Below are 24,945 nucleotides of genomic sequence, written 5' to 3'. Positions count from 1 at the left end.
GATCGGGCCTATGATAGATTTTGCCATTTACGGAAAAATCATCCTGGACAGCATCCGTCTGTTGGATGGGCGCGTGGTGCGGCGGGTTTTGGGCGGGGGCGGGCCGCAGGCGGCTTTTGGGGCGCGCGTCTGGCACGATTCGGTCGGCCTGCTTTCGCGCGTGGGGGATGACTTTCCGGCGGGCAATCAGGCCGAGCTGGAGGCTGTGGGGGTGGATTTGCAGGGGGTTGTGCGTTTTGCGGGCATCCCCACGCCGCACGGCGGGCTGCAGTATACCGATTCAGAATACCGCGCAGACGACCCCCAGTTGGGGCTGGATCTGGCGGGGTTGACCCTGGCGATTGAAAAACTGATCGTGCATCCAATCGGGCTGCCGGCGGACTACCAGAATCCGCGCTGCATTCACCTCATCACCGAGTTCGCGGATGAGCCGATGGTGCAAAATGCCCTGGCCTTGCAGGCGGCAGGCAGCATTTTTTCGCTGGAGCCGCTGATTTGGTCGGACGATTGGCGCAACCGCGAGGAGATGCTGGCTCTGGTGCGGCTGGCCGACACGGTGACGCCCGATTGGCCCGCGGCCAGCGGCATCGCCGGCAGCGATGACCCCTTGACGGTGATGCGTTATTGGTCTACACTCGGCCCGGCCCTGGTGGCGGTACGGCACGGGTCGCACGGGTCGTATGTGTGGGATCGGGAGCACGACGAGATGTGGTGCCTCCCGCCGGTGCCTGTGGCGGCGGTGGACCCCACCGGCGCGGGCAACGCCTACGGCGGCGGGTTGTGCGTGGGCTGGGCGCTGGGCCGAGAAGCTCGTTTGGCAGGCGCGTACGCAGCCATTTCAGCCATGTTTGTGGTGCGCACCCCCGGCACTCCCTCCTGGCGGCCAGGACTGCGCACAGAGGCCGTGGAAGGGCTAGAGCGGGCGATTGAGACCGCCTACCGGTTGTAATCCATTCTTTTATTGGAGAGAACAATGAACTTTCAGCCTGAGCTGACAACGGGAGCCGCTGTCATGATGAGCCTGACGGCGGCTTTTTTGTGGGGTACGTGGTTTATTTCGTTGAAATATCTCAAGGATTATCCGATTGACGGATTTTATCTGACCCTGTTTGCCACTTCGCTGATATTTGTGTGGGGCGTAGCGGGCATTTTGGAGGGGCCGAACCTGTGGACTCATATCCAGAGCGTTTGGGCGCAGGACCCCAGCCGGGTGTGGATCACACTCCTGTGCGGGATGCTGTATGTGTTTGGCATGCGCCTTTCGCTGGTGGTGCTTTCTAAGATTGGGCTGCTGCTGGCCCAGCCGATTCAGGCTTCGATCAATATTCTGGCGGGCACGGCGGTTTCGGCGCTGGTGGGGGGCATGCCGGAGACCCTTTCGGTGGGGCGGCTGGCGGCTTCCACCCTGTTCCTGCTGGCGGCCGTGGGGGCTTCAATGACGGCAGGCAACTGGAAGGCGCGCGATCAGCAGGCGGAAAACCGCAGCACGGTGCAGTTTACCCCCAGCGAATTGTGGAAGTCGCTGGGGTTGATGGCGGTGGCGGCGGCGTTTACCCCCAGCTACACCATGGCGCTGTCCTACGGGCTGAAATCCGTGACCCAACCGGCAGGGCTGGCGGTGCTGCCCTTCATGGCCCTGCTGGCCAGCGGTGCGTTTGTGGGGGCGCTGCTTTCCAGCGGCATCCCGCTGACGGTGCGCAAAGAGTGGGGTAGGGTGCTGCGCGCGCCGTTCTCGGTGCACAAATTCGGCATGCTCAGCGGGTTGGCACATTACGGCGGCAATATTTTGCACACGTTTGGAACCGCTTTTTTGAGCGCGGCGATCTCGTGGCCTTTGGGGGTGACGGCCAACCTGTGGACTCAGCTGTGGGGGTTGGCGTACGGCGAATTTCGGGGCGCTTCTCGGCGGGTGTATGCCGCTTTGGCAGGCGCAATCTTGTTTTATTTGATTGGCGCATATCTGGTGGCTGTTTCATAAGATCTGGGGGCAGATGAGGATGGAACCAAAGCGGTTTTCCACCAAAGACCTGCACACGGGAAGAATGGTGTATTTCTTCTTCTTCAGCGGCTTCGGCATTCTGATGACATTCCTGAACGTGTATTACCGTTCACGGGGGATCAGCGGCTTGCAGATCGGCACGCTGACGGCAGCCTTTCCTTTGGTCGGGATGATCTTTGCGCCCTTGTGGGGGTATTTAAACGACCGTCTGGGCAACCCCAAGGTAATTCTGGCCCTGGCGACGACGGGTACGCTGGGCAGCCTGGTGGGGATGAACGCGGCGTCCTCATTTGTGCAGCTTTTGGGGGCGGTGGGGGTCTTGGGCGCGTTTTACAGCATGCTGATGCCGGTGGTGGATGTGGTCAACCTGAAATTGCTGGAGGGGCAGCGCGAACGGTACGGCGAACAGCGCATTTGGGGGTCGTTGGGCTTTATCTTCACCACCCTGAGCACCGGCTGGCTGTTTGAGCGCTTTGGACTGCATACCATGTTCGCCGTCTGCGGGGCGGCTTTTTTGGGTATGCTGGTGGGGGTGCTGCGCCTGCCTGCCGGGCTGCGCACCGAGCGGCGGGGGTCATCCGGCGGGCTGAGGCTGCTGGTCACGAACCCGGCCTGGATGATCTTCACCGTAGGGCAGTTCATCCTCAGCATCTCCAGCACGGGCATGAACCATTTTCTGGGTGTGTATATGCGCGAATTGGGGGCCGGGGAAAGCCTGGTGGGCATGGCGGTGGGGATTGGGGCTGTTTCGGAGCTGCCCGTGATGCGCTTCAGCCAGTTTTTCCTGAAGCGCCTGGGAGCCCCCAGGATGCTGCTGCTGGCCTGCGGGGCGTATGCGCTGCGCTTTGTGCTGTACAGCTGGATGCCCTCGGCAGAATGGGCTTTGTTGGTGGGGCTGCTGAACGGCCTGACCTTCGGCATGTTTTGGGTCTCGGCGGTGGTGTACATCAACACCATCGCCCCGCCGGAATACCAAACCACCGCCCAAAGCCTGGTCACTTCGGTGGTCAGCCTGGCCACGGTCAGCGGCGCACCGCTGAGCGGCTGGGTATTTGATCATTGGGGTGGGTCCACGCTGTACGGGCTGTATATCGTCCTGGCGCTGACGGCGGGTGGGGTGCTGGCCTGGGGCGTGCGCAGAACCGGGCTGGGCAAGACCCACTCGGAGCGGACGGCCTGAAATCTGATATTGGGGGATGGAAGGGAAAAAGGCCCCAGGTCAGCCTATAAGCCGCGTTCTGTTCAACCAAGGGGTATCCCACGCGGGGACTGCCTCGGTTTTGGAGATCATCTCTCTAGGCGCACCGTCTCCGATGCGCTCAAGCAGCCTACCCGACGCTCAAAGGAAACGAGCCGCTTCCTGCGCCCACAAGGGGCGCTTGCGCCTGCTTGGCCTTGCTCCAGATGGGGGTTGCCTGGCCGCCGCATTGCTGCGGACGCCGGTGGTCTCTTACACCACCGTTTCACCCTTGCCCGTGAGGGCGGTATGTTTCTGTGGCCCGATCCGGCAGGTTACCCCGCCCCGGGGGTTACCCGGCATCTTGCCCTGTGGAGCGCGGACTTTCCTCGACTTCGACATAGCGAAGCCGCGATCTCCCGGCCGACCTGGGGTAAGGTGATGATACCGCCTTCGGGGCGCGCCGTCAACCGTGGGCGCGAAAGCGGTCTAGAGCTGACCGCCCGCCACGGGAGGGAAGAAATCCAGGCTGTCTTGGGGCTGCAAAAGGGTGCGCTCGGCCTCCGGCAGGGTGAGATATTCTTCACCGTTGACGAAGATATGCACATGCGCGTGAATTTCCCCCGCCTCGTTGAGCCAATGGCGGCGCAGGGCCGGGTAGCGCTGGATGATGGCTTCCACGGCCTGCTGGACGGTGGTGCACGCGGGCAGGTCCAGGTCAAAGGACTTGACGCCGGCATGTTCGCGGAAATTGGCAAAAAGGGTCACGCGCATGGGGCAGGCTCCAAAACGAGATGGTTTGATTTTACCCTCACTTGTCCCCAGCGAGGTGAGCGAAATTGGTATAATGGCGGGAGATGAGGTCAAATGATGCACGCCATCCAAATTTTACCTGAGGCTGTCGCTTCGCAAATTGCCGCCGGTGAGGTGATTGAACGCCCGGCTTCGGTGGTGAAAGAACTGCTAGAGAACGCGCTGGATGCCGGCGCGCGGCAGGTGACCGTGCGCGTGGAGGACGCGGGCAGACGGCTGATGGAGATTGCGGATGACGGGGCTGGGATTGCGGCGGCAGAACTGCCCCTGGCGGTGACGCGCCACGCCACCAGCAAGCTGCGGAGCGCAGAGGATTTGTTCCACATTCAAACCCTGGGTTTCCGCGGTGAGGCGTTGGCTTCGATTGGCTCGGTTTCACGCCTGACGCTGACCTCGCGCCCGGCCCAGCACGCGGTGGGGGCGCGGCTGGTGGTGGAGGGTGGGACGCTGCGGGCCAACGAGCCGCTGGGCACGCCGGAGGGCACGGTGGTGCGCGTGGAAAACCTGTTCTTCAACGTACCGGCGCGCTTGAAATTTCTCAAGCGGGATATCACCGAACGGCAGCAGATTGACGCTTTGGTGACGCGTTACGCCCTGGCATACCCGCAGGTGCGTTTTTCGCTGTTTCAGGACGGGCGCGCGGTGCTGCAAACCAGCGGGAACGGCGACCGGCGCGAGATTCTGGCATCCCTGTTGGGGGTGGACACGGCGCGGCAGATGATTGAGGTGGCGCTGGAAGACCAGGATGTGCGCGTGCAGGGATACATCAGCCCGGTGGCGCTGACGCGTTCCAACCGGCGGGAGATCACCTTTTTTGTAAACGGCCGCTGGGTGCAGGACTCGGCCTTAAGCACGGCCCTGCTGCAGGCGTACCGCACTCTGCTGATGGTGGGGCGTTTCCCATTGGCGGTATTGTTTGTAGAATTGGACCCCGAAGCCGTGGATGTGAACGTGCATCCGGCCAAGGCTGAGGTGCGCTTCCGCAGTCCGGATGCGGTCTTCAGCGGGGTGCAGCGGGCGGTGCGGCGGGCTTTGCTGACCTCTTCGCCCGTGCCGCAGGTTTCCAGCGGCTGGCAGCCGCCCCAACCCACAGCGTTGGGTCAGGGGGCATTCGATTTGCACAGCGCCAGCCGCCCGGCGATTGACCCGGCCTGGGACATGGCCGCGGATTTGGCGAGAGCCGAAAAAAGCGAGGGGGCGGCCGTCAACGCGGCGAGCGCGCAGAATCCCGCTGCGCTGCCGCCTTCGGGGATGCTGCCGCTGCTGCGACTGGTGGGGCAAGTGGGGGGCACCTATCTGGTGGCGGAGGGGCCGGACGGCCTGTATTTGATTGATCAGCACGCCGCCCACGAGCGGGTTTTATTTGAGCGCATGATGGGCGGGCTGACGGCTCCTCTGGCGGGGCAGGCCCTTTTAGAAGCGGCGGTGGTGCAGCTTCCCGCGGCGCAGGCGGCTTTGCTGAACGAACAAATCCCTTTGCTGAGCCGCCTGGGGTTTGATATTGAGCCGTTTGGACCGAACACGTTTCGCGTGCGTGCCATCCCGGCGCTGATCACCGGCAGCGACCCGGCTGCGGCGGTGCGGGTGCTGGTGGAAGATTTTGAAGAGGACGAAACCCCGCTGCAGGCCGAGCGCGAGGCGCGCCTGGTGGCGCGCATTTGCAAACGCGCGGCGGTGAAAGGCGGGCAAAGCCTCAGCCCGGAAGAGCAGCGGGCCTTGCTGCGCGATTTGGAGGCGTGTTTTTCGCCGCGCACCTGTCCGCACGGCCGCCCGACCATGATTCACCTGACGGTGGACGTGTTGGAGCGCCAGTTTGGGCGGCGCGGCAGCCGTTAGGCGGCGGCTGGGTCACAGAAAACCCACTGGCGAGAATGTGAGCGCTGGTGTGACTGGGGGCACATCACAAGACGGCGGGGGGTAAGATACACTGAACATTGGAAAAATCTTGAGGGGCAAGTGCATCAACTTGAGAGATTTCCAGATTCTACGTTCGTGGAGCACGCCGCATGCAAATCGTCACGGATCGAGGCATGGACCTTTCTGCACAGCAGATGGAAGGGTTATCGTTAAAATTTGCAACATTGAGGATCACGCTGGAAGGTAAAACCTACTCCAGCGGGGTGGACATTGACCCGGAAACGTTTTACCGTATGTTGTCGGAAACGGAAGCGTACCCGACCACATCCCAGCCTTCGGCGGGGGAATTTGCTGAAATTTACCGCTCGCTGGCACAGGTGGACCCCGAGATTTTATCCATCCACATTTCCTCAGGGCTGAGCGGCACGGTCAACGCGGCGAGAGCGGGGGCAGCCATGGTCCCGGAAGCCAAAGTGACCATCGTGGATTCAAAAACGCTTTCCTGCCCGTTTGGGTGGCAGGTGGAAGCGGGGGCGAAGGCATTGAAAGCTGGGTGGTCATTAGAGCAGGCGATTGCTTTGATGGAAAAAATCAACCAGCGCTGTGAAGGCATGTACACACTGGCCAGCCTGCGGTACCTCATCCACGGCGGACGCATCAGCCATTTGAAGGGGCTGTTGGCGTCTTTACTGAACATTAAGCCGGTGATTGGGGTGGAGAAAGTCGGGGGAACGTATACCAACCTGGGACAAGAGATTACCCTGAAGCGCGCCATTCATAAGCTTGTGGATCAGGTGGCGTCTTTGTACGGCGAAGGCAGCGCTCTTCGCGTGCAGCTTCTGCATGGGTTGAATTTGGAAGGGGTCGAGATTCTCAAGGCCAGTTTAATAGACCGGTTTGAAATCCATTGGGAACCAACCGTTCCTGTTGCGCCGGCGTTGGGTGCGCACACCGGCCCCAGCCTGGTGGGGTTGTCGGTGGGGCCGTGGGAATTATTTGCGGAGCTGCCGTGGCACGCGAGCTGATTTAGGCGTTTGGGGAAGGTAGATCCAGAAGGTTGTGCCCACGTCTGGCTGACTTTCTGCTCCAATTTTCCCCCCGTGGCTTTCGACAATCTGTTTGCAAATGGTTAAGCCTAACCCGGTTCCGGGGGAGGCTTTTTCATTTTTGGGCGCGCGGTAGAATTTGGTGAACAGCTTGGGCAGATCCTCGGGCGGGATGCCGGGGCCGGTATCTTGCACGCGAAGTTCGAAAGCGGCATCTTGATGGCGCAGGTGCAGGGTCACCTGACCCCCGGGGTGGTTGTATTGGACAGCGTTGTTGAGCAGATTCAGCAGAACCTGCTTGATCTTATCCCGATCGGCCAGGACGGCAGGCAGGCCGGGGGGGCTATCCAGACTGAGGGCGATGGAAAGCTGTGCAGCGCGCGGCTGACATAAGTTGAGGCATTCCTGAGCCAGCTCTGCCAGGCTGAAACTGCTCCAGTTGAACGCCGCCCGGCCGGTTTCCATGCGGGCCAGATCCAAAAAAGCCGTGGTCATTTTGTTCAGACGGTCGGTTTCGGTTTGGATCATTTGAGTCAATTCCAGACGTTTGCTGTTGGAAAGGCCGGGGTGTTGGAGCAGGTAGGCGATGGTGTTGATGGAAGCCAGCGGGGTGCGCAGTTCGTGTACCAGTGTCGAAATCTGGTCGCTTTGGGCGAAGAGCTGCGCGGTTTGGATGACAACAGCGGCCTGGGCGGAGAGGACGGTGAGGATTTCCAGATCTTCTTCGTTAAACCGGCCTTCTTTTTTGTTCAGCAGTTCCAGAACGCCGATGAGCTGTTCTTTGGCGATCATGGGGATGGCCAGCAGGCTGCGGGTGGGGAATTGCAGGGTTTCGCCAACTTGCGAGAACCAGCGAGGGTCTTGATGCACGTCGTCCACGATGATCGGCTGGCGGTTGAGGGCCACCCAACCGGCGATGCTTTCGGTGGGCACGGCAATTTCTCGCAGTGTTTCTTCGGTTTCGTCGTTGGTGGCCGCGCGGATGAATAATTCTCGGCGCTGTGCATCGTACAGCAAAATGGATGCTTCTTCGGCGTGGCTGAATTCCACCGCGGCGCTGAGGATTTGCTGCAAAAGCTCGTTGATGTTGAGGGTGGAGGCCAGATCCACAGCAATTTGCAGCAGCCGCTGCACGCGCTGATCCTGATTGGCGAAAAGCTGTTCGCTCATTGGATGCGCTCCACCACCGCTGGAAGGGCCTGGGCTACGTCCATCGGTAAACAGACATCCGCTTGCGGATCGAGGGGAGTGGGCGAGAGGTTGACCAGGATCAAACGGGCGCGGTTTTCCAGCGCATACGAGGGCAAATAGCTGGCGGGGGCTACCTCCAACGAGGTGCCGGCGATGAGCACCAGGTCGGCGCGCCGACATGCGCTTTCGGCTGCCTGCCAGGCTTTTGGCGGGAGCATTTCCTCATACAAGACGATGCCGGGTTTCAGGCGCACATCACAGCGGGGGCAGCGCGGGGGAGGGCCGTCGGGAAGGAAAGATCCCAGAGCTTCGTCCGCGGTGAACGCGGCTCGGCAGGACGGGCAGTCCCACTGGTTGAGGGAGCCGTGGACTTCGATGACGGTTTGCGAACCGGCTTTTTGGTGCAGTCTGTCAATATTTTGGGTGATGACTGCGCGCAGCAAACCGCGTTTTTCCAGCTCAGCCAGAGCCTGGTGGGCGGGATTGGGCTGGGCAGCGGAGACGGCAGACACCAGCGGCCGCAGCCAATTAAAAAAGGCCTCGGGACGCTGACGAAAGGCGCTGAGTGAGGCCACTTGCATGGGGTCAAAGCGGGTCCACAGACCGGTGGATTGCGAACGAAAGTCCGGAATGCCGGAGGGGGTGGAAAAACCCGCTCCGGTGAAGGCGACGGCATGACGGGCACGCGCGAATAAATCAGCCGCTTTTTGAAGGGCTGGCTCCACCGCAGGGTTCATTTGGTCTGAATGCGTTCTGAATAAATCTCGGCCAGCTTCTTGAATTGCAGGGCAACCAGGCCGTCCGGCTGGACATTGATGAGGGGGATATTGCGCAGCCCAGCCTGATAGGCCTGTTCGGGTGCGGGCGGGATGACCACCAGGGGGTTGACCCCCAGCATTTCCTGCATCTGGGGGATGGAAAGCTGCATATCCGCGCGCACGCGGTTGAGCACGACCACACTCATCAATTTGGACTTGCCAAAGCCCAGGGCGGCCAGTTCATCCATGAGCAAGCGCGAACGCTGAATGCTGATGGGGAAAGGCTCGGAGAGGACGATGACTTCAGTGCAGAAGGCCATCAGGCTTTCAAAATTGGGCAGGACGTTGTGACCAAAATCCAGCAGGGTGATGGGGCTGAGGGTGGGCAGGTTTTGCAGGATGGCCTGCATTTGGGCCGAGGCGGCGATCAGCTCCACGTCTTTCATGTCATTGGAGGCCATCAGCAGGCGCGGGCCCAGAGTAGTGCGCACCAGCTCTTGTTCGATGACCGAAGCGGTGATCTCGGCTGGCTTGCGGCGCAGCAGGTTGTTGAGGCCGGTGGGCTTGGCAAAGCCCAGGTCAATGGCCCAACTGCCCTGGCCGGGGCGCAGTTCGGCAGCCACCACCTCGGTACTCATGGCGGTGTGCAGGGCAATACCTAAATTGAGCACCAGACTGGAAGCGCCCATGCCGCCGCGAGGGGCGATGACGCCCAGGGTGTAGCCCCGGTCCGATTTGGCGCCGCCCGGGCGGGTTTTGCCGCGGGCCAATAAGGAGCGCACATGAGCGGTCAATTCTGCGGGGTGGATGGGCTTGGTCAGGTAATCGTCCACGCCCGCTTCGTAACCGACGACCTTATCCTCTACCTGGGATTTGGCCGTGAACATCAAAATGGACACATAGGCTGTTTCCGGGTTGGCGCGCAGCTGCTGCGTCACCTGGAAGCCGTCAATATCCGGCATCATCACATCCAGAATGACCAGGTCGGGTTTCTCGGCGGTGACCATTTGGATGGCTTGAGTGCCGTTCGCAGCAGACACAACCTGATAACCCTGCCGTTGGAGCATTAAGCCCACCAGGCGCAGGGTTTCTGCATCATCATCGACGATTAGAATCTTTTCCGCCATTCTGCCTAATCCTTAATGTGCACCCTTGATAGTTAAGTCAGTCTAGCATAAAGTGCAAAAGCTTGCAAGCGCGATGCTGCGCCCATTTACAGCGAGGGGATGTGCCCCAAAAGGCGTATAATTTTCGGTATGGATATGGAATGGATGAGGCTGCATTTGGTAAAGACGTGCAAGCTGGATGCCAGCGCACTCACTTTGGTGGGTGTTTCTGGCGGAGCCGACAGCCTGAGTTTGTGGGGGATTATGGTGGAAGCTGGCTTTCAGACCGCAGCGGTGCATGTGCGCCACGGGCTGCGGCCTGAAGCCGAGGCAGAAGCAGAGCGGGTGGTGGATTGGGGGCGGAAGTGGGGGGTGCGGGTGATGGTGGAAGACGCGGATGTGCGCGGGACGGCGGCCAGCCAGCATCTTTCGGTGGAGGAAGCGGCGCGGAAACTGCGCTATCAGGCCCTGTTTGGGCAGGCGCAGCGATTGGGGGCGCAGGCCGTGGCGGTGGGGCACACGGCGGATGATCAGGTGGAAACCGTGCTCATGCACCTGCTGCGCGGCGCGGGTATGGCCGGACTGCGGGGGATGGCGGCGCGCATGACAGCGCATGAATGGGAATCAGAGCTACCCCTGGTGCGGCCCTTGCTGGGGGTGTGGCGCGCCGAGACAGAAGCCTGGTGTCAGGCGCGCGGATTGGAGCCGGTGCAGGACGCCAGCAACGCGGACACCACCTATTTTCGCAACCGGCTGCGCCATGAGCTGCTGCCGTATCTGGCTGAGTATAACCCGCAGATCAAAGAACGCCTGTGGCGCACGGCGGCGGTGCTGGCGGCGGATTATGCGCTGGTGGAGGAGCGGGTGCAGCACGCCTGGGAAGACTGCCTGATTCGGGCGGAACCCGGCTGGGTGCGGCTGCGCGCGGATGGGCTGCGGGCTGCGCCTTTGGGCGTGCAGCGGGGCATCATCCGACGGGCGGTGGGCTGGCTGCGGCCGGGACTGCGCGATTTTGACTTCTCTCAGGTGGAGCAGGCGGTGGGGTTGATTCAGCAGGATGGGGAGACGGGCGGTTTGGAGCTGACGGGCGGGTTGGAAATGCGGCTGCGCTACGGTGAGGTGCAGTTCATCGAACCGGAGCGCAGGGACGTGCGGCGCAATTACCCGCAGATGGAAGCCGGCAGTGAGGTGGTTTTGAGCGTGCCCGGGGAGGTGCCCTTGGGCGGGGGGTGGATTCTGGCGGCGGCCGCGGTTGAGGAGGTGCCGCAAAACCTGGGCGGTGACCCCTGGGAGGCCTGGCTGGACCTGGAGCAGGTGCGGCTGCCCCTGCGCGTGCGCACGGGCCGGCCGGGGGAGCGTTTCTGTCCGTTCGGCATGGGGGGGCATTCGCAGAAACTATCCGACTTTTGGGTGAACCAACGCGTGCCGCGCGAAGCGCGGGCGGGCTGGCCGCTGGTGTGCAGCGCGGATGAGATCGCCTGGATTCCGGGGGGGCGGACGGCGGAGTTTTGCCGGGTGAGTGAAACCACACGGCGTTGGGTTCATCTGCGGCTGAGCCGAAACCCAGCCGAAGGCTAAGGCCGCCTGAGGTTACACCGCGGGGGGAGAATCGGCTTCGTTCTCGGCCAGTTTGCGCAGCTTGAGGCCAATTTCACGCCATTGGATTTTGGAAATCCCCAGTTTTTGACGGATTTGATCGGCTTCTGTGCCGGTGCGGTAGTCGTTGAGGGCGCAGGTCCAGCGGCACATGTCGAAAGACAGGTGCTTGCTCAGCCCGGCGGCGCTGCCCAGATCTTCCAGGATGTATTCCAGGCGGCGGGGCGACCAGGCGAACACCTGACTGGTGGGTTGATATTGAGCTAAATATTCGTGATAGGCGCCCACCCATTCGCCAGGCAGGTTGATCTTGCGCTCTTTGTAGCGGTTATGCGGCTCGGGGTAGCGGATGAACAGCACCGGGCCGTCGGGGGTGTCGAGGTCAATATGATTTTGGTGAATGCCCAGGCATTCACCTTTTTTAATGCCGGAGGCCAGCAGCAGGGCGGTGAGGGTGTAGGGACGGGCATCGGGCTTCTTGGCTGTGCGGTAGCGGTTGGCAATCTCCAGCACTTTGGCCTGCTCCTCCACAGTCAGCACTTGAGGCAAGGGGCTGATGACAGTTTGTTGGAGCACTTTTTCGGCGGGGTCCACCAGCAGCACACCGTATTTGGTGAGCCAGCGGAAAAAGGCCTTGAGCGAGGTGACGCGGCGCGCCAGGCTCTTGGGGCTGCACGGCACTTTGCGGCCGGTTTGCAGCCATTGGAGGAAGTGGTTGATGTCGCGGGTGGTGACGGCTCCCAGGGTGCGGTCGGGGGGCAAGTAGCTGGCAAACAGCTCCAGATCACCGGTGAAGGCTTTGATGGTGTAGAGGGAGCGAGCCTGATCTTGCAGGTACTGTTCCCAGGCCTGGATGGCAGGCAGGAAAGATGACTGGGCGCTCAGATGGATGCTGGCGGGGGTGGATTCGGGCGGCATACGGAACCTCCACTTGCTTAATTTTCGTATAGTTTAATGGATTCCGAAGGGGATGTCAATCACACCAGGCGGGCAGAATCAGGGCTCAGCCACGGCTTGCTGGAACACGGCCTGCACCGCGCCGGGGATGGGCTGCAGCACCATGGCGCCGCTTTCGGGGATGAACATATCGTACACCTCGCCAGGGCCGATCGCGTAGCGCTGGATATTCTTGCCTTCCACCAGGGCAGGGGCAATTTGCGCCAGGGGCAGGATGGTGTCGAGGGTCAGGTCGGTATCCACACTGCGCGAGTAGATGGCGAACAGCTCCGGCGCGCGCTGAACGGCGTCCAGGCTCATCATGGCGCGGAAGAGGGCGAAAAGCACTTCCTGCTCGCGGCGTGTGCGGTCAAAATCGCTGGTGGTGTAGCGGGCGCGCACATACCAGAGGGCGGTGTCGCCGTCCATGGTGATGACCCCCGGCTCGATGCGGCAGGTGCCGTCACCCAACTGCTGCGGCAGGGCACAGGCGTCGCGCAGGCCTTTTTCGGCGTGCACATCAATGCCGCCCAGGGTGTTGACGATGTCAATAAAGCCCCGGAAGTTGACCATGAGGTAGTAATCGGGGCGCACCCCAAAATTGACCTCAAAGGTTTGCGCCAGGGCGGGAAAACCGCCCACGCCAAAGGCGGTGTTGATGCGGTTGTAGCCCCAGTTGGGAATCCACACCCACAGGTCGCGGGGAACAGAGACCACGCGCACGCTGGACGTTTGGGGATGGATGGAGACAAACAAAATGGCATCCGTGCGGAAACCGCCGTCATAGGGGCGCTGATCGGAACCTAGGACGAGGATGTTGGTGACGTTGGCGTTGGTGGGCGGCAGGGGGTAGAGGGCCGCCAAAGGGGTTCCGCCGGAGGTGGGCGAGGGGGAGATCGCCGGGCTGGGGGTGGCCAGGGGAGTAAGCCGAGGCGAGCGTGTGACCACCGGGGTGGGCGGCTGGGGTTGGAAAGGGGTGCGGGTGGCGGCGGTGAAATCCACCTGGGCGGGCAGCTGCGCGGCGGGCGCGGTTTGCTGGAATGGCAAAACGCCGCAAGCGGCCAGCATCACGGTTAACGCAACCGTGAGGATCAGAGCGCTGCGCAGGTTGGCAGAAACACTAAGGCGTGGGGCTGGGCTGCGTATCATTATTGGTAACAGCGTCGGTGGGTTCGCCCTCTGCCGGAGGTTCGTCCGTATTGGGATAGGGGGTATTGGTGGGCGAAGGCAGGCTGTACGTCTGCGTGGGGGCTGCCGTGGGGGTGGGCGGGTTCAGAGTGCGGGTGGCCGTGGGGGGGATGGGGGTGGGGGAGGCGGCCGCCAGGGTGGAGGTGAGGCGCGGGACGTTGGGTACGAACAGGGTTTCACCCGCGTAAATCAGATCGGCATTGGTCTTGCAGTTGGCCGTGAGGAGCTGATCCATCGAGATATTATAGGCGCGGCTGAGCATGGAAAGGGTTTCACCCGGCTGGACGACGACCGTCACCCAGCCCGCGGGAGGGCCGCAAACGCGCTGAGTGCGGTACACGGTTTGCGTGAGGGTGGGGGTGCGGCTGGCAGCAAGCGGGTTTGCGTCCGGCGGGGGCGGCAGGTACAGCTCATACCCGACGGGCAGAGAATCCGAAACCAGGCAGTTCTTGTCGCGGATGCGCTCGGGGCTGGTTCCGGCGGCTTTGGCCAGGCTCTCCAACGTGTCTCCGGGTTGGATGAGGTACAGCTGCCAGCGGGCTGGTGGGCGGCAAACCGGGGTGGGGGTGGCGAAGATCTGAGTGGGCACTCCGGTGCGGATGGACAGGATCACCTGGGTGGGACGGGTGGGGGTGAGCGAAGGCAGCAGTGAATCGGGGTCGAGGGGCAGGCTGCCGGTCTCCACCAGGGCCAGGGCAGCAGCCCCTAAGACGAGAATGGAGGAGGCGGCGGCGAACAAAACGCCTGAGAAGAGGTCACGCAGGATTTTCATCGGCCAAAACAGGCTGGGGCAAGGCGCGGGTGACGGGCAGCAAGATGCTGAAGGTGGCCGATTTGTTGGGGATGCTGTCTACCCAGATGCGCCCGCCCTGGGCTTCGGTCAGCGTGCGCGCGATGGACAGACCCACGCCGTTATCGCTGATGCCGGCGATGGTGGGGGAGCCGTTGCGGTAATGCCGCCAGAATAAACGGGGAAGGTCATCTGCGGCGATACCGCCGCCCTGATCGGTGACCTGCACCAGGATAAAGCTTTGGCTCTCCATATCCTGTTTACGAGCGCTCAGCTCAATGGTGCCGCCCTGAGGGGTGACGGAAGCCGCGTTTTGCAGGAGTTGGATGATAATTTGCTCCACGGCGTCTTGATCCAGGATCAGGCTGGGCAAATCTTCGCTGAGGTCTAATTCCAGGGCGATCTCTTTCTGGCTGACGCGCTCACTCGTTTCACTGACGGCGTGATCCATAACTTCGTACAGGTCTACGGCACGGATGGCGGCGGCAGAACCGGTTTCGATGGACGAAATCTTACTCAAGTCGTTCATGAGCGTGTCCATGCGGGTGGCAGAAACGCGGATGCGTTCCATGAATTTGCGTTGGAGCGCGCCGAGGATGCCGACCGATTCGGACATGAGCAGCTCGGTGTAGCCGATGACGGAGGTAAGGGGTTGGCGCAGCTCTTGAATGAGCGAGCGAATGACTTCGTGGCTGCCGCCGCTGTCATCCGCCAGGTTTTTCGACTGCATTTCCAGCGCCAGGATTTTCATATTGGCCCCGGCCAGCACATTTTGAAGGTGGGCGACTTCTTCCAAAGCCAGGCGCAGTTCAGCTTCCATGTGGGCGGTCTCTCCGCCAACGGGCTGGCTGCCCGCGGTGCCCAGCCCAGCCAGATCGGCGCGCAGCTGGCTGTTTTCCTCTTGCAGCTTCTCGATGAGCTTTTGAGCTTCAGCCTGAACTGAAAGCAGAGATTGCAGGTCGCGGTCGGCGGAGGCTGCCGCGGGGGCGGCCTTTTGGGCCAGCTGGAACTTTTCGGTTTCCAGCTCGCGGATGCGCACGCGCAAAGCCTCGATTTCGGGAGCGGAGGCGGCGGGCGCAGCCGGGGCCGGTGCGGGCGGCGCTGCGGCGAATGCGCACCAGGCGGTAGTCGGCAGTGTTTGCCTGCAGGGCCTCATCCGTGTCGGTGAGGGGATGGATGCCGGCCAGGGGGGCGGCAAAACCAGAGGCGATGAGCACCTGGCGCATGAGGTCGAGCCGGTTGGGATGGTCGCTGATATCCTCTGCGCTGGCGTTCCACCAGCCGTTGGGCATCCAGATTTCGACCGCGGGATTGGCCTGGAGATTGCGGTACCAATCGGCAACGGCCCCAAAGCCGGCCACGCAGTAGATTTCGCCGTTGATTTCGGTGTAATTGACCGGTGTCAGACGGCGGCGGCCCGTTTTTCGGCCGGTGTGCGCCAGCACCATGATGCGCCCGATGCGGGAGGGCCAGATGTTGATCATGGAACCCAGACCCATGCGCCACATGAGTACCATGAAGGGGTTAAACGACTTAAACGTGCGGCGAAGCTGCTCGTCTTGTTGGCTGGTGGTTGTCATGAGACTGCCTCCTGAATAGGTTAATTATACGGGATACGGGCAAGAAGTCGGGGAGGAAAAACGCTATGTTCTGGAATTCCTATGGTATAATCACACGCGCCCACCAAGAAAGACGGGCTTCTGGAGAGGTAGCGTAGTCTGGCCTAACGCGCGCGCCTGGAGAGCGCGTTACCCGCAAGGGTACGCGGGTTCGAATCCCGCCCTCTCCGCTCGACCCAACAGCTGACGGAATACGTCGGCTGTTTTGTTTTAAACGTTGACCTGCTACAACGGGGCATGTTTGAGCGGGGGATGTTGTATGATGAAGTGAGCGAACTGGCATTGAGTATGCACCGTTCAGCCCAGAGGGCCGTTTTAGGATAGGAGGCAGCAGATGAAACCCTTTCGCAAACATGTGGCGCTGGCGGTGGACGGCGGCGGCATCCGCGGGGTGGTGGTGACGCAGGCGCTGGCCATGTTGGAGGAGGCGCTGGGCAAACCGGCGCATGAGATGTTTCAACTGGCGGTGGGTACCAGCACCGGCGCGATCATCGCTGCGGGGCTGGGGGCGCATATCCGCGCGCAGGAGATGACGCAGCTCTACCGGCAGGAAGGGCCGCAGATCTTCCGCCGCTCGTGGCGCACAGCCCTGTTCCCACTGAGCAAGGTGCGCTATCCGGGGGAAGGGTTGGCCGAGGCGCTGCACACCTATTTTGGGGAGCGGCGCATGGGCGATTTCTGGATCAGCCAACCGCCGATGGATGTGGTCATCACCGCTTTTGATCTGGCTGAGAACCGCACACGCTTTGTGAAACCCTGGAAGGAGGAATACGCCGATTGGCCGGTGGTCAAGGCGGTGCAGGCTTCCTGCACAGTTCCAACCTATTTCCCGGTCGTGGAAGACCGCTACATTGACGGCGGGGTGGGGTCGTATGCCAACCCGTGCTATCTGGCGGCCTATGAGGCCCAGCAGTGCCTGGGGTGGGACCCGGCGGAGACTACCCTGATCAGCCTGGGAACAGGGCGCGAGCCGCATGCTTATGCGCCGGAGAAAGCCGGGCAGCTTTGGGCCTGGGATTGGCTGATGCCCATGCTGGGGGCTTTTCTGCAGTCGGCCTACGACCAACAGGTGCACCTGGTGGAGACTTACTTCCCGGAACTGGATTTCCGGCGTTTCCAGGTGGATTTGGAGCAGCCGATCGAGATGGACGCTGCGGATCAGGTGGACCGGCTGGCGGGGTATGGGGTGCGGCTGGGGCGGATGATCCTGAACGACGCGGTGGACCGGGCGCAGGGAGTCAGCCCCAAACTGGCGCCTGAAAAAGCCGGATTGACCGCAGCACGGAAGGAGTGACGGATGGGCGCGATTTTTTTGGCAGGTTGGATGGTGTTGGTGGGGGCGGTGGCCATGAATTTGGCGGCGGGGGCGCTGGGGCTGAGCACCTGGTACGACTTCCTCAAGGCGGGAGGCGAACTGGGTTGGGGCAAAGCGGCGCAGCAGGTGAGCTGGATTTCGTGGGTGTTTTTGCTGGGATTGTATCCGCTGGGGCTGGGGGCGCTGGCGGCCGCCGGTCTGCGGCTGGCACGCGGCGGGTGAGTACAAAAAACGGGCCTGGAAGTGATCTTCCAGACCCGAGGACTGCATCGTTGAATGCGGCGATCAGGGGGCGGCCTTCTTTTGCAGGGAGCGCACAAAATTGACCACATCCCAACGCGACTGCGGGGTGGGCAAGTTTTCTTTGAGGGCGGGCATGCGCTCTGCTACCCCGTCCGTGATCACCATGAACATAGCGCCGTCGCTCTGAGTCACAGCGTTGCCCTCCAGCAGATTGGCAGGTCGGTTTTTGACCAGAAAGGCGGAGAAAGGCCCGTTGCCTTTGCCTTCGGGGCCGTGGCACAGGGCGCAGTGGGTTTGATAGAGCTGCTCGCCGCGGGCCAGGGAGGTCTCATCCGCGGCAACGGGGTTGACCGGCGCGCCCAACTTGGGAATGTAGGCCGCGCCCTGGATGGGAACCGAATTGGGCGGCAGCGGCAAGGGGTCTTCCTGGGGGTTAAAGGAGGGTTGGATCTCCATCAGGCTGATCCATTCGATCTTGATGACATCATAGGTGAAAAGCAGGCCCACAATCAGCGGGAGAGCCAGCAGCGCCAGGATGAGGATGAGACGTTTGGTCACGGCTGCACCTCCGATTGATGCACCAGCTCCGCGCCCAATTCGGTGAGGGCGGCGTGCATGGGTTGGTCCAGCTTGGGCGGGCAGGTGAAGACGATGCCGATGTAGCCGTCGCTGATTTTGGGATGGTAGGCCTTGGGGCCGTAGGTGGGCGAGATCATTTCGACGAAGACTCCCAGGAAGGTGCTGATGAGCAGGCCGAGCATGGTCAGCTCAAAGGTGACCGGGATGATGGTGGGGATGGCGACGTAGGGGAAGCCTCCGACCACCAATGGGTATTGACGGTTGGCGATGAGGATCAGCGCGAGGGAGGCGGCAAAACCCACGCCCGCCCCTGCCAGGGCGATGATGGGCACGCGCGTCCAGGCCATCGGTCGGCCCAGGATCTTATCAGAGTAGGGCACACCGGAGAGAACGGACATATCTTTATCGCGAATCCCCAGGGCGCGCAGGCGGTCGAGAGCCTCGGCGGCGTGGTCAATGCGGTCTTCTTCAAATAAAGCGATATGGACGGGATCTTCTGGCATAGGGGAGCCTCCTTAAGACTACTCCAACTCGCTGACGGATGGGACCTGGGTTTTACCCACCTTGCGCAGACGATGGGATTCCTGCCCTTCCTGCACTTCCCACACCGGAATGAGGGGGATGAGGCGAGAGGCCAGCAGGTATAAGAGGACGAACAGACACAGCGTGCCCAGGGCGATGCTGATTTCGGTGAGGCGGGGGGTGTATTCGCCCCAGTCGAAGGGGAAGCGCTGATGACCGAGGGTGAGGGGGATGATGGTGTAGCGCTCGGCATACATGCCCACGTTGATGAGGATGGAGACGATGAAGATGGCCCAGGGGGTTCGGCGCAGCTTCTTGTTCCACAGAGTCAGCCAGGGCACGGCCACGTTGCAGGCGAGCATCAGATACCACACCCAGGCCGAGGGACCTGAGGCGTGCAGGGTGAGGAGCTGTTTCAGCACCGTTCCGCCGCCGTACCAATGCAGGAGATATTCGTTGTAGAAGAAATAGGCCCAGGCCATTGAGAAAATCAACACCAGCAGACCCAGGGCATCAAAATGCTCTTCGCGGATGAAGTAATCCATGTTCTTGAGGGTGTAGCGCAGCACGAAGAGGATGGTGATGACGGCAGAGACGCCGGAGAGGATGGCCCCGATGATGAAGTAGGGGCCAAAGATGGTGGACTGCCAGCCGACGACCTTGGTGGAGGCGAAATCCCACGACACGATGGTATGCACCGAGAACATGACGGGGATGATGGCAAAGGCGAAGATGTTAATCGCTTTGCGGATGCGGGTCCATTCGGCTTCGGTGCCGCGAAAACCAAGGGCCAGGAGCTTATAGAGGGTGTGACGCCAGCCGGTGGATCGGTCGCGGGCCATGGCCACATCGGGGATGAGCGGCAGATAGAGATAGATGGTGCTGCTGAGCAGGTAGGTGGTGATGGCCAGGAAGTCCCACACCAGGGCGGAGCGGAAATTGGGCCAAAGCCAGCGGCTGTTGGGGTAGGGGATCATCCAATAGAAGACCCACACGCGGCCCAGGTGGATGAGGGGGTAGAGCGCGCCCGCGGCCAGGCCGAAGGTGGTCATCAGCTCGGCGGCACGGGTGAAGGGGCGGCGGAATTCGGCTTTAAAAACGCGCAGGATGGCCGAAACGAATGTCCCGGCGTGGCTGATGCCGATCCAGAAGACGAAGGTGACGATAAAGACACCCCAGAAAACCGGGCGGCGGATGCCGGCCATGCCCATGCCGGTGAAGATCATGTTGCCCCAGGCGCCGAAGAGAAGCACCGCCACGGCCACGGCCAGGGCGCCCACGATGATCCAATAGCGGCGGGAGGTGGTGGTCATAGCTTCCATGACCATGTGGTTCATCTCCTCGCGCGGGCGCGGGTCTAACATGAGATGCTGCCGGGGGTCTTCTTCCTCGGCTTCGGATTGCTTATAGACGCGCTGGTACGGTTTGACTTCAGCCGCCATATTGTCCACCTCCCTTCAGATAGATGACGCGGGGCTCGGTGCCCAATTCTTCCAACTGGCGGAAACTGCGCTGGCTGCGGGCCATTTGGCTGACGCGGCTTTGCGGGTCGCTGAGGTCGCCAAAGATGATGGCATCGGTGGGGCAGGCCTGGGCGCAGGCGGGGACGATATCACCGTCCTGCACAGGCCGGCCTTCGGCTTTGGCCTGTTCCTGCCCGGCGTGGATACGCTGGACGCAGAAAGTACATTTTTCCATCACCCCGCGGCGGCGAACAGTGACCGAAGGGTTGAGGTAATAGGCCATGGGTTCGGGGATCTCATAATCGAACCAGTTGAACACGCGCGAGAGATACGGGCAGTTGTTGGCGCAGTAGCGCGTGCCGATGCAGCGGTTATAGACCTGGAGGTTGATTTGCTCCTCCTCGCTGTGCACCGCCGCGAAAACCGGGCAGACGGGTTCGCAGGGGGCGTTGCCGCACTGCTGGCAGAGCATGGGGGAGTAATCGGGCTTGATTTCAGGATAATCGCCGTGCCAATACCGCTGGATGCGAATCCAGTGCAGGCCGCGCCCATAGCCGGACTCATCTTCGCCGGTGAAGGGGATGTTGTTTTCCATGGCGCAGGCGGTGACGCAGGCGTTGCAGCCGGTACACACGTCCAGATCAATGGCCATGCCCCATTTCATTTTTTCTTCAGTCACTTCAGCCATAAGATGCGCTCCTGATTCCATTATTCAGCGTGATCGTAGACCCCGTGCCGATTTTCCATGCGGCTGAGGGGGCGGCGCTGACCGGTGGGTTGCACAGACACGCGGGTGTCGCCAAAGGAAAGGTCACCCGATTCGTTGACCGACAGCGGCAAGAGGGCGGCGGGGTTGGCGCCGCGTCCTTCGGCGTAGCGGCCGAGGGCAGAATGGCCCTGGCCAAAGGGCACGGCCACCGTGTCGGGGCGGATGGCGGGGTACAGATAGGCGACGGCTTCGATCTCGCCGCTGGCGGAGACAATTTTCACCACGTCGTCATCGTGGATGCCCAGTTTGGCGGCGGTTTCTGGGTGGATTTCGACCCATGAGTTCCACATGACGGTGGTCATGGGGTCGGGCGTTTCTTGCAGCCAGGGGCGGTTGGCCCCGCTGCCGTCGCCCAGCTGGGTGGGGTAGGTGTAGAAATGCAGCTCGCCGGAGGCCAGGGGGGCAGGCGGGGTCAGCGGGGCGGCAGCGGCGTACAGCTCGGCGACAATGGGCGCTTCCAGCCCGGCCCGCTGCGGCCACCAGCCGCCGTACTGCAGCCATTGAGACCAGAAGGTGAGGATTTCGGGCGCGTCGTAGAAACCTTTGCGGCTTTCCAGCAGAGGCAGCAGGCGCGCCTGGAGGAATTCCACCTCATCGGCGTAGGGCAGGGCTGCGGCCAATGTGGGAAGCTGACGCGCGGCGGACAGCAGCACGTCCGCGGCGGCGCGGGTGTTGTGCAGGGGGACGACCACGGGCTGGGCAGCGGAATAGGCTTCGCGGTCTGCGCCTGCCAGGGTGCGCTGGTAGCCCCAGGATTCCAGCAGGGTGTGGTCGGGGAGCACCAGGGTGCTGAGGGCGGCAGTTTCGTCGGGGAAAGAGGCGAAAGAGACCACCTGGGGCACTTTTTTGAGAGCGGCGGCGAAGCCGAGGGCAGCGGGCAGCTCAAAAACGGGGTTAACGCCGTGGATGAAGAGGGTGTGGATCTTGCCGGCGTTCATGCGGGCCACCAGATCCTGAACATCCGCAAAGGAGCTGGCGGCGGGGTCAGCGGGGGTGAGGAAGACGCCGCCGGGTCTGCCCAGGTTCTTCACGAGGGCGTTCAGGACCAGCACGGCGCGGGCAGCCGCCAGGCCGTTGGCATGCGCCAGGGCGCTGCCGCCGGGCAAGGCCAGCGGAGCGCGGGCAGAGGCAAAACCAGCAGCCACTTCTTGCAGCTTTTCAAAAGCGATTCCAGCGGCAGCGGCGGCCTCTTTGGGGTCTACGCTGGCCAGGTCATCGGGCAGTGACAGACCCAAGCGGGCTGCCACCAGATTGGCCAGGGCGGCGGCCACCAGCGCCTCGGTGCCGGGGGCGGGGGCAAGCCACAGGTCCGCCGTGCCGGAGGTGACGGATTGGCGCGGCTCAATCACCACCAGGCGGCCACGGGCGTTGTTTTTGCCGCGGCGCATCTGGCTGAGACCGCGGGCATAGGCCAGGGGGGATACCCAGGTCTCCAGGAAGTTGGCCCCAAAGGAGAGAATGAAATCCGATTCGCCCAGGTCAAAGAAGGGCATGGAAGGTACGCCGAAGGTGAGCTTGGCCGCCTCGGTGAGCGTGCGGCGGGCGTCGAACATGCCGTAGGCCCCATAGCGAACAGGGGGCGGCGCGCCCAGGGCGGCGGTCAGCTCGGAGACCAGATCAAAGAGGTGGTCGGGAGCCAGGCCGAGGAAAAAGGCCACGCCTTGCGGGTCGGCTTTGAGAGCCTCACTTACCTGGGCAACGGCCTGATCCCAAGAGATCTCCGATCCGTTCTGAAGCGGGCCGGTGATGCGGTCGGGATTGTAGAGGCCCTGCACGGCGGTGAGACCGCGCGAGCAGACTTTGCCGCGGTTGACGGGGTGAGCGGGGTTGCCCTCCACCTTGATGGCGCGGCCTTCGTGGGTGCGGACGATGAGGCCGCAGCCCGCGGGGCATTCGCGGCAGGTGGTGGCAAAGTAGGTGCTCAGACCGGTTTGCTGGTACTCCGGCATGTCGGTGTAGGGACGGCGCACCACGTAGCGGGAGGCCGGGCCGCAGCCGGTGAGCACGGCCGCAGCCGCGGCGGTGAGTCCGGATAATTTGATGAATTCACGGCGAGTGTACTTTTGGGTCATACCGCATCCTTTCGCAGCAGCCAGGATTAGTAATGGCAGATGGAGCAGTCGGAGAGGCGGGTGAAGTTCTCGGGGGCCATGGTTTTGTGGCAGTCGAGACACCAGCCCATGTTTTGGCGGGGTTGAGGTTCGGCGACAGTCATTTTGGAGATATCGCCGTGACAGCTTTCGCAAGCGACACCGGCGGCCACGTGGGGGCGGTGGTTAAAATGAACGAAATCGGGCTGGATGGCCACAGGAACCCAGGGGACAGCCTCGTTGCGGCTGACATAGGCGGCCAGTTTTTCCAGCTCGGGGGACTTCTTCTGCACCTGCTGGTGGCAGCCCCAACATTTGGATATGGAAGGCAGCCCCGCGGTCGGCCCCCAGGCCACGCCAGGGTGGCAGTATTGGCATTGGGCGCCGATGCCGACGTGCAGGTTATGGGGGAATTGGATGGGCTGAGGGGGTGGGGTTTGGGTAAGGTAGAGACCGCCGCCGGCGCCAGCCAGAAGAACCAGCAGCACCAAACCTACGCCGATGCGGAAGGCGGGCCGTTTGGTTAAGGCGATGACTTTATCCATACATGACTCCTTATCAGGAAAAGGATGCAGCGGTGAACGTTATTTCCGTCCGCGGATGAACCACACGATGAGCAGGAGGATGCCGATGAGGGCCCCGCCCAAGAGCACCGCAAAGCCCAGGCTGGCGGCCATAGCCCCCAGGGCGGTGAGGATGGCGGTGAAGAAGTTTTGGGCTGGCCCGCCGGTGGAGGGGGCAGGTAGATCGGGGCGGCCTTCCAGGGCCGGGTTTTGGGTGGTTTCGGGGAGGGCGCCGGGGAGGGACTGGGCATATAGGAGCACGTCGCGGCCCTCCTGGGCGGTCCAGTTTTGCTCATAACCGATGGGCATGTGCGTGCCGGGGGTGCCAAAGCGGGTTTTGTGCAGGAAACGCCAGGGATCCACGGCGGCCAGGGTGCCCAGGGTGGCATCGGTGCCTTCAAAGCGGAAGGCGATCTTGGCCCCATCGCTGCCGTGGCAGCTGGCACAGCGCTGCCCGTAAAGGGTCTGACCCTGGGTTAGGTTACCGTCGAGGACTTTCAGGCTGGTGGGGTCAATAAACTGCGAGTCGTCCACCGCGCCTGCTTTCAGAAAGGCGGCCAGGTCGTTCAGGCTGGCATCGTCCAGATAGGGGGAAAAGTCATGCTGGGGGTTGGTTTTGCCCTGAAGGGCTGCCATGATTTGGGCGGTGTCCATTTTTTGCCCGGCGGTCAGCACGCCTGGAAAGCCGGTGTAATTGGAACCGGCGCGGTAAGCGCCGTCTTTGCCCTGGTAATCCCAACCATGACAGGTGGAGCAGCGCCAGGTATCCGCGCCGGAACGGGTGTTGGTGGACTGGCTGTCCCATAGGGGCATGCTGCCGGCAGGGGGCTGAGTTTCCAGCACGGCTGCCCAATGGTCATAGAGGGCGGCCCCGCGAGCCACATCTCCGTCTACAGCGGACTGGGCTGCGGCAGGCTGGAAGCTGACCCCCAGGATGAGCAGGAGAGTGATGAACAGCCAGACGACGCCGTACCAGGGATCGAGTCGTTTCATACCGTTTCTCCTCAAAAGATGATTTTGAAACGCTGTACATCAGGGCCTTACAGCCTTCGATCTCAATTTGAACCCATGCATCCACCCGGGTTCAGCCGTAACACTGCGCAACGGGGATATTGGCTTATTGGATTGACTGGTTGGTGTGTGACAACAAAATTATGATACATGATTTTACCAAAATTGTCAAAATAGGAATAATTTGGTGTCTGTCCCAAAGTCGGTTGGTGATTTAGCACGCAAACAGCAGGCGGTTTTTGGGAATATTCGGCAAAGGGACCTAATGGATCCTGACCCCCGCAGCCATCAATCCGCTGGCCATTCCTGGCCAA

Annotated in this window: 25 protein-coding genes, 1 tRNA gene and 1 other RNA gene; 9 read left to right on the top strand and 18 right to left on the bottom strand. The window is 62.0% G+C overall.

Annotation, left to right across the window (positions count from 1 at the left end):
* The first annotated feature begins 10 nt into the window (after positions 1–10).
* Genes ADN01_RS07650 through ADN01_RS07640 form a run of 3 tightly spaced genes read left to right on the top strand, consistent with a single transcriptional unit; the run spans position 11 to position 3,179 of the window.
* A complete protein-coding gene (locus ADN01_RS07650) occupies positions 11–949 on the top strand; it encodes a carbohydrate kinase family protein (RefSeq protein ID WP_062418949.1) in 939 nt (312 codons plus the stop codon).
* A gap of 24 nt (positions 950–973) precedes the next feature.
* The gene (locus ADN01_RS07645; protein WP_062418948.1) at positions 974–1,978 is read left to right on the top strand and encodes a hypothetical protein; all 1,005 of its coding nucleotides are present in this window, start codon (positions 974–976) and stop codon (positions 1,976–1,978) included.
* Between the two features lie 19 nt (positions 1,979–1,997).
* Entirely contained in the window at positions 1,998–3,179 is a 1,182-nt protein-coding gene (locus tag ADN01_RS07640; RefSeq protein WP_062418947.1) for an MFS transporter, read from the top strand.
* Positions 3,180–3,210: 31 nt separating this feature from the next.
* Here ADN01_RS07640 and rnpB read toward each other — a convergent pair.
* An RNA gene (rnpB, locus tag ADN01_RS07635) (RNase P RNA component class A) lies at positions 3,211–3,607 on the bottom strand.
* A gap of 58 nt (positions 3,608–3,665) precedes the next feature.
* On the bottom strand, positions 3,666–3,950 hold the full coding sequence (locus tag ADN01_RS07630; RefSeq protein WP_062418946.1) for a ubiquitin-like small modifier protein 1: 285 nt from the start codon (positions 3,948–3,950) through the stop codon (positions 3,666–3,668).
* A gap of 93 nt (positions 3,951–4,043) precedes the next feature.
* On the opposite strand from ADN01_RS07630, the gene mutL reads away from it, so the two are divergent.
* Together mutL and ADN01_RS07620 are read left to right on the top strand one after the other, a co-directional pair.
* The gene (mutL, locus tag ADN01_RS07625; protein ID WP_062418945.1) at positions 4,044–5,825 is read left to right on the top strand and encodes a DNA mismatch repair endonuclease MutL; all 1,782 of its coding nucleotides are present in this window, start codon (positions 4,044–4,046) and stop codon (positions 5,823–5,825) included.
* Positions 5,826–5,995: 170 nt separating this feature from the next.
* Positions 5,996–6,871: a DegV family protein gene (locus ADN01_RS07620; RefSeq protein ID WP_062418944.1), complete on the top strand. Its 876-nt coding sequence runs from the start codon at positions 5,996–5,998 to the stop codon at positions 6,869–6,871.
* On the opposite strand, the gene ADN01_RS07615 is transcribed toward ADN01_RS07620, so the two are convergent.
* The 3 genes from ADN01_RS07615 to ADN01_RS07605 are packed head-to-tail and all read right to left on the bottom strand — an operon-like array spanning position 6,839 to position 9,968.
* The gene (locus ADN01_RS07615; RefSeq protein ID WP_062418943.1) at positions 6,839–8,062 is read right to left on the bottom strand and encodes a sensor histidine kinase; all 1,224 of its coding nucleotides are present in this window, start codon (positions 8,060–8,062) and stop codon (positions 6,839–6,841) included. The two genes, ADN01_RS07620 and ADN01_RS07615, sit on opposite strands and share 33 nt — an antisense overlap.
* Positions 8,059–8,820: an SIR2 family NAD-dependent protein deacylase gene (locus ADN01_RS07610; RefSeq protein ID WP_062418942.1), complete on the bottom strand. Its 762-nt coding sequence runs from the start codon at positions 8,818–8,820 to the stop codon at positions 8,059–8,061. Before ADN01_RS07610 ends, ADN01_RS07615 begins: the two co-directional genes overlap by 4 nt.
* On the bottom strand, positions 8,817–9,968 hold the full coding sequence (locus ADN01_RS07605) for a response regulator (protein WP_075071051.1): 1,152 nt from the start codon (positions 9,966–9,968) through the stop codon (positions 8,817–8,819). The genes ADN01_RS07610 and ADN01_RS07605 overlap by 4 nt, the downstream gene beginning before the upstream one ends.
* 129 nt (positions 9,969–10,097) lie before the next feature.
* On the opposite strand from ADN01_RS07605, the gene tilS reads away from it, so the two are divergent.
* Positions 10,098–11,525 (top strand): tRNA lysidine(34) synthetase TilS, encoded by a 1,428-nt coding sequence (tilS, locus tag ADN01_RS20200; RefSeq protein ID WP_062418941.1) that lies wholly within the window; start codon positions 10,098–10,100, stop codon positions 11,523–11,525.
* Positions 11,526–11,537: 12 nt separating this feature from the next.
* Here the strand turns inward: tilS and ADN01_RS07595 are convergent, their stop codons facing one another.
* The 5 genes from ADN01_RS07595 to ADN01_RS07575 all read right to left on the bottom strand — a co-directional run bounded on the left by ADN01_RS07595 (position 11,538) and on the right by ADN01_RS07575 (position 16,037).
* Positions 11,538–12,461, bottom strand: coding sequence for a tyrosine-type recombinase/integrase (locus ADN01_RS07595; protein WP_062418940.1), 924 nt, complete (start codon positions 12,459–12,461; stop codon positions 11,538–11,540).
* Positions 12,462–12,539: 78 nt separating this feature from the next.
* A complete protein-coding gene (locus tag ADN01_RS07590; protein WP_075071049.1) occupies positions 12,540–13,547 on the bottom strand; it encodes an LCP family protein in 1,008 nt (335 codons plus the stop codon).
* 52 nt (positions 13,548–13,599) lie between these two features.
* The gene (locus ADN01_RS07585; RefSeq protein ID WP_075071048.1) at positions 13,600–14,439 is read right to left on the bottom strand and encodes a LysM peptidoglycan-binding domain-containing protein; all 840 of its coding nucleotides are present in this window, start codon (positions 14,437–14,439) and stop codon (positions 13,600–13,602) included.
* A complete protein-coding gene (locus tag ADN01_RS07580; protein ID WP_075071047.1) occupies positions 14,423–15,496 on the bottom strand; it encodes a sensor histidine kinase in 1,074 nt (357 codons plus the stop codon). Before ADN01_RS07580 ends, ADN01_RS07585 begins: the two co-directional genes overlap by 17 nt.
* Positions 15,387–16,037, bottom strand: a complete 651-nt coding sequence (locus tag ADN01_RS07575) for a nitroreductase family deazaflavin-dependent oxidoreductase (RefSeq protein ID WP_075071046.1) — start codon at positions 16,035–16,037, stop codon at positions 15,387–15,389. The genes ADN01_RS07580 and ADN01_RS07575 overlap by 110 nt, the downstream gene beginning before the upstream one ends.
* A gap of 122 nt (positions 16,038–16,159) precedes the next feature.
* Between ADN01_RS07575 and ADN01_RS07570 the strand changes: the two genes are divergently transcribed.
* The 3 genes from ADN01_RS07570 to ADN01_RS07560 all read left to right on the top strand — a co-directional run bounded on the left by ADN01_RS07570 (position 16,160) and on the right by ADN01_RS07560 (position 17,613).
* Positions 16,160–16,246 (top strand) — tRNA-Ser (locus ADN01_RS07570).
* Positions 16,247–16,410: 164 nt separating this feature from the next.
* Positions 16,411–17,370, top strand: a complete 960-nt coding sequence (locus ADN01_RS07565; RefSeq protein WP_062418788.1) for a patatin-like phospholipase family protein — start codon at positions 16,411–16,413, stop codon at positions 17,368–17,370.
* A gap of 3 nt (positions 17,371–17,373) precedes the next feature.
* Positions 17,374–17,613 carry a DUF7672 family protein gene (locus tag ADN01_RS07560; protein WP_062418787.1) on the top strand — a complete coding sequence of 80 codons (240 nt, stop codon included), beginning with the start codon at positions 17,374–17,376 and terminating at the stop codon, positions 17,611–17,613.
* A 63-nt stretch (positions 17,614–17,676) separates the two neighbouring features.
* Here the strand turns inward: ADN01_RS07560 and ADN01_RS07555 are convergent, their stop codons facing one another.
* The 8 genes from ADN01_RS07555 to ADN01_RS20060 all read right to left on the bottom strand — a co-directional run.
* Positions 17,677–18,192, bottom strand: a complete 516-nt coding sequence (locus ADN01_RS07555; protein WP_062418786.1) for a c-type cytochrome — start codon at positions 18,190–18,192, stop codon at positions 17,677–17,679.
* A complete protein-coding gene (locus tag ADN01_RS07550) occupies positions 18,189–18,716 on the bottom strand; it encodes a quinol:electron acceptor oxidoreductase subunit ActD (protein WP_062418785.1) in 528 nt (175 codons plus the stop codon). Before ADN01_RS07550 ends, ADN01_RS07555 begins: the two co-directional genes overlap by 4 nt.
* 18 nt (positions 18,717–18,734) lie before the next feature.
* Complete coding sequence (gene nrfD / locus ADN01_RS07545; RefSeq protein WP_062418784.1) at positions 18,735–20,177, bottom strand: NrfD/PsrC family molybdoenzyme membrane anchor subunit; 1,443 nt, start codon at positions 20,175–20,177, stop codon at positions 18,735–18,737.
* A complete protein-coding gene (locus ADN01_RS07540) occupies positions 20,167–20,886 on the bottom strand; it encodes a 4Fe-4S dicluster domain-containing protein (RefSeq protein WP_062418783.1) in 720 nt (239 codons plus the stop codon). The genes nrfD and ADN01_RS07540 overlap by 11 nt, the downstream gene beginning before the upstream one ends.
* 20 nt (positions 20,887–20,906) lie before the next feature.
* Entirely contained in the window at positions 20,907–23,039 is a 2,133-nt protein-coding gene (locus tag ADN01_RS07535; protein ID WP_062418782.1) for a molybdopterin-containing oxidoreductase family protein, read from the bottom strand.
* Between the two features lie 26 nt (positions 23,040–23,065).
* Positions 23,066–23,602, bottom strand: a complete 537-nt coding sequence (locus ADN01_RS07530; protein WP_062418781.1) for a cytochrome c3 family protein — start codon at positions 23,600–23,602, stop codon at positions 23,066–23,068.
* A 39-nt stretch (positions 23,603–23,641) separates the two neighbouring features.
* Complete coding sequence (locus ADN01_RS07525) at positions 23,642–24,613, bottom strand: c-type cytochrome (protein ID WP_062418780.1); 972 nt, start codon at positions 24,611–24,613, stop codon at positions 23,642–23,644.
* Positions 24,614–24,675: 62 nt separating this feature from the next.
* On the bottom strand, positions 24,676–24,945 hold a 270-nt coding region (locus ADN01_RS20060), incomplete at its 5' end, for a hypothetical protein (protein WP_236690991.1).

The sequence above is a fragment of the Levilinea saccharolytica genome (assembly GCF_001306035.1).
Lineage (GTDB): Bacteria > Chloroflexota > Anaerolineae > Anaerolineales > Anaerolineaceae > Levilinea > Levilinea saccharolytica.
Note: the sequence above shows the minus strand (reverse complement) of the source record. Positions and strands in the feature narration are given on the sequence as shown.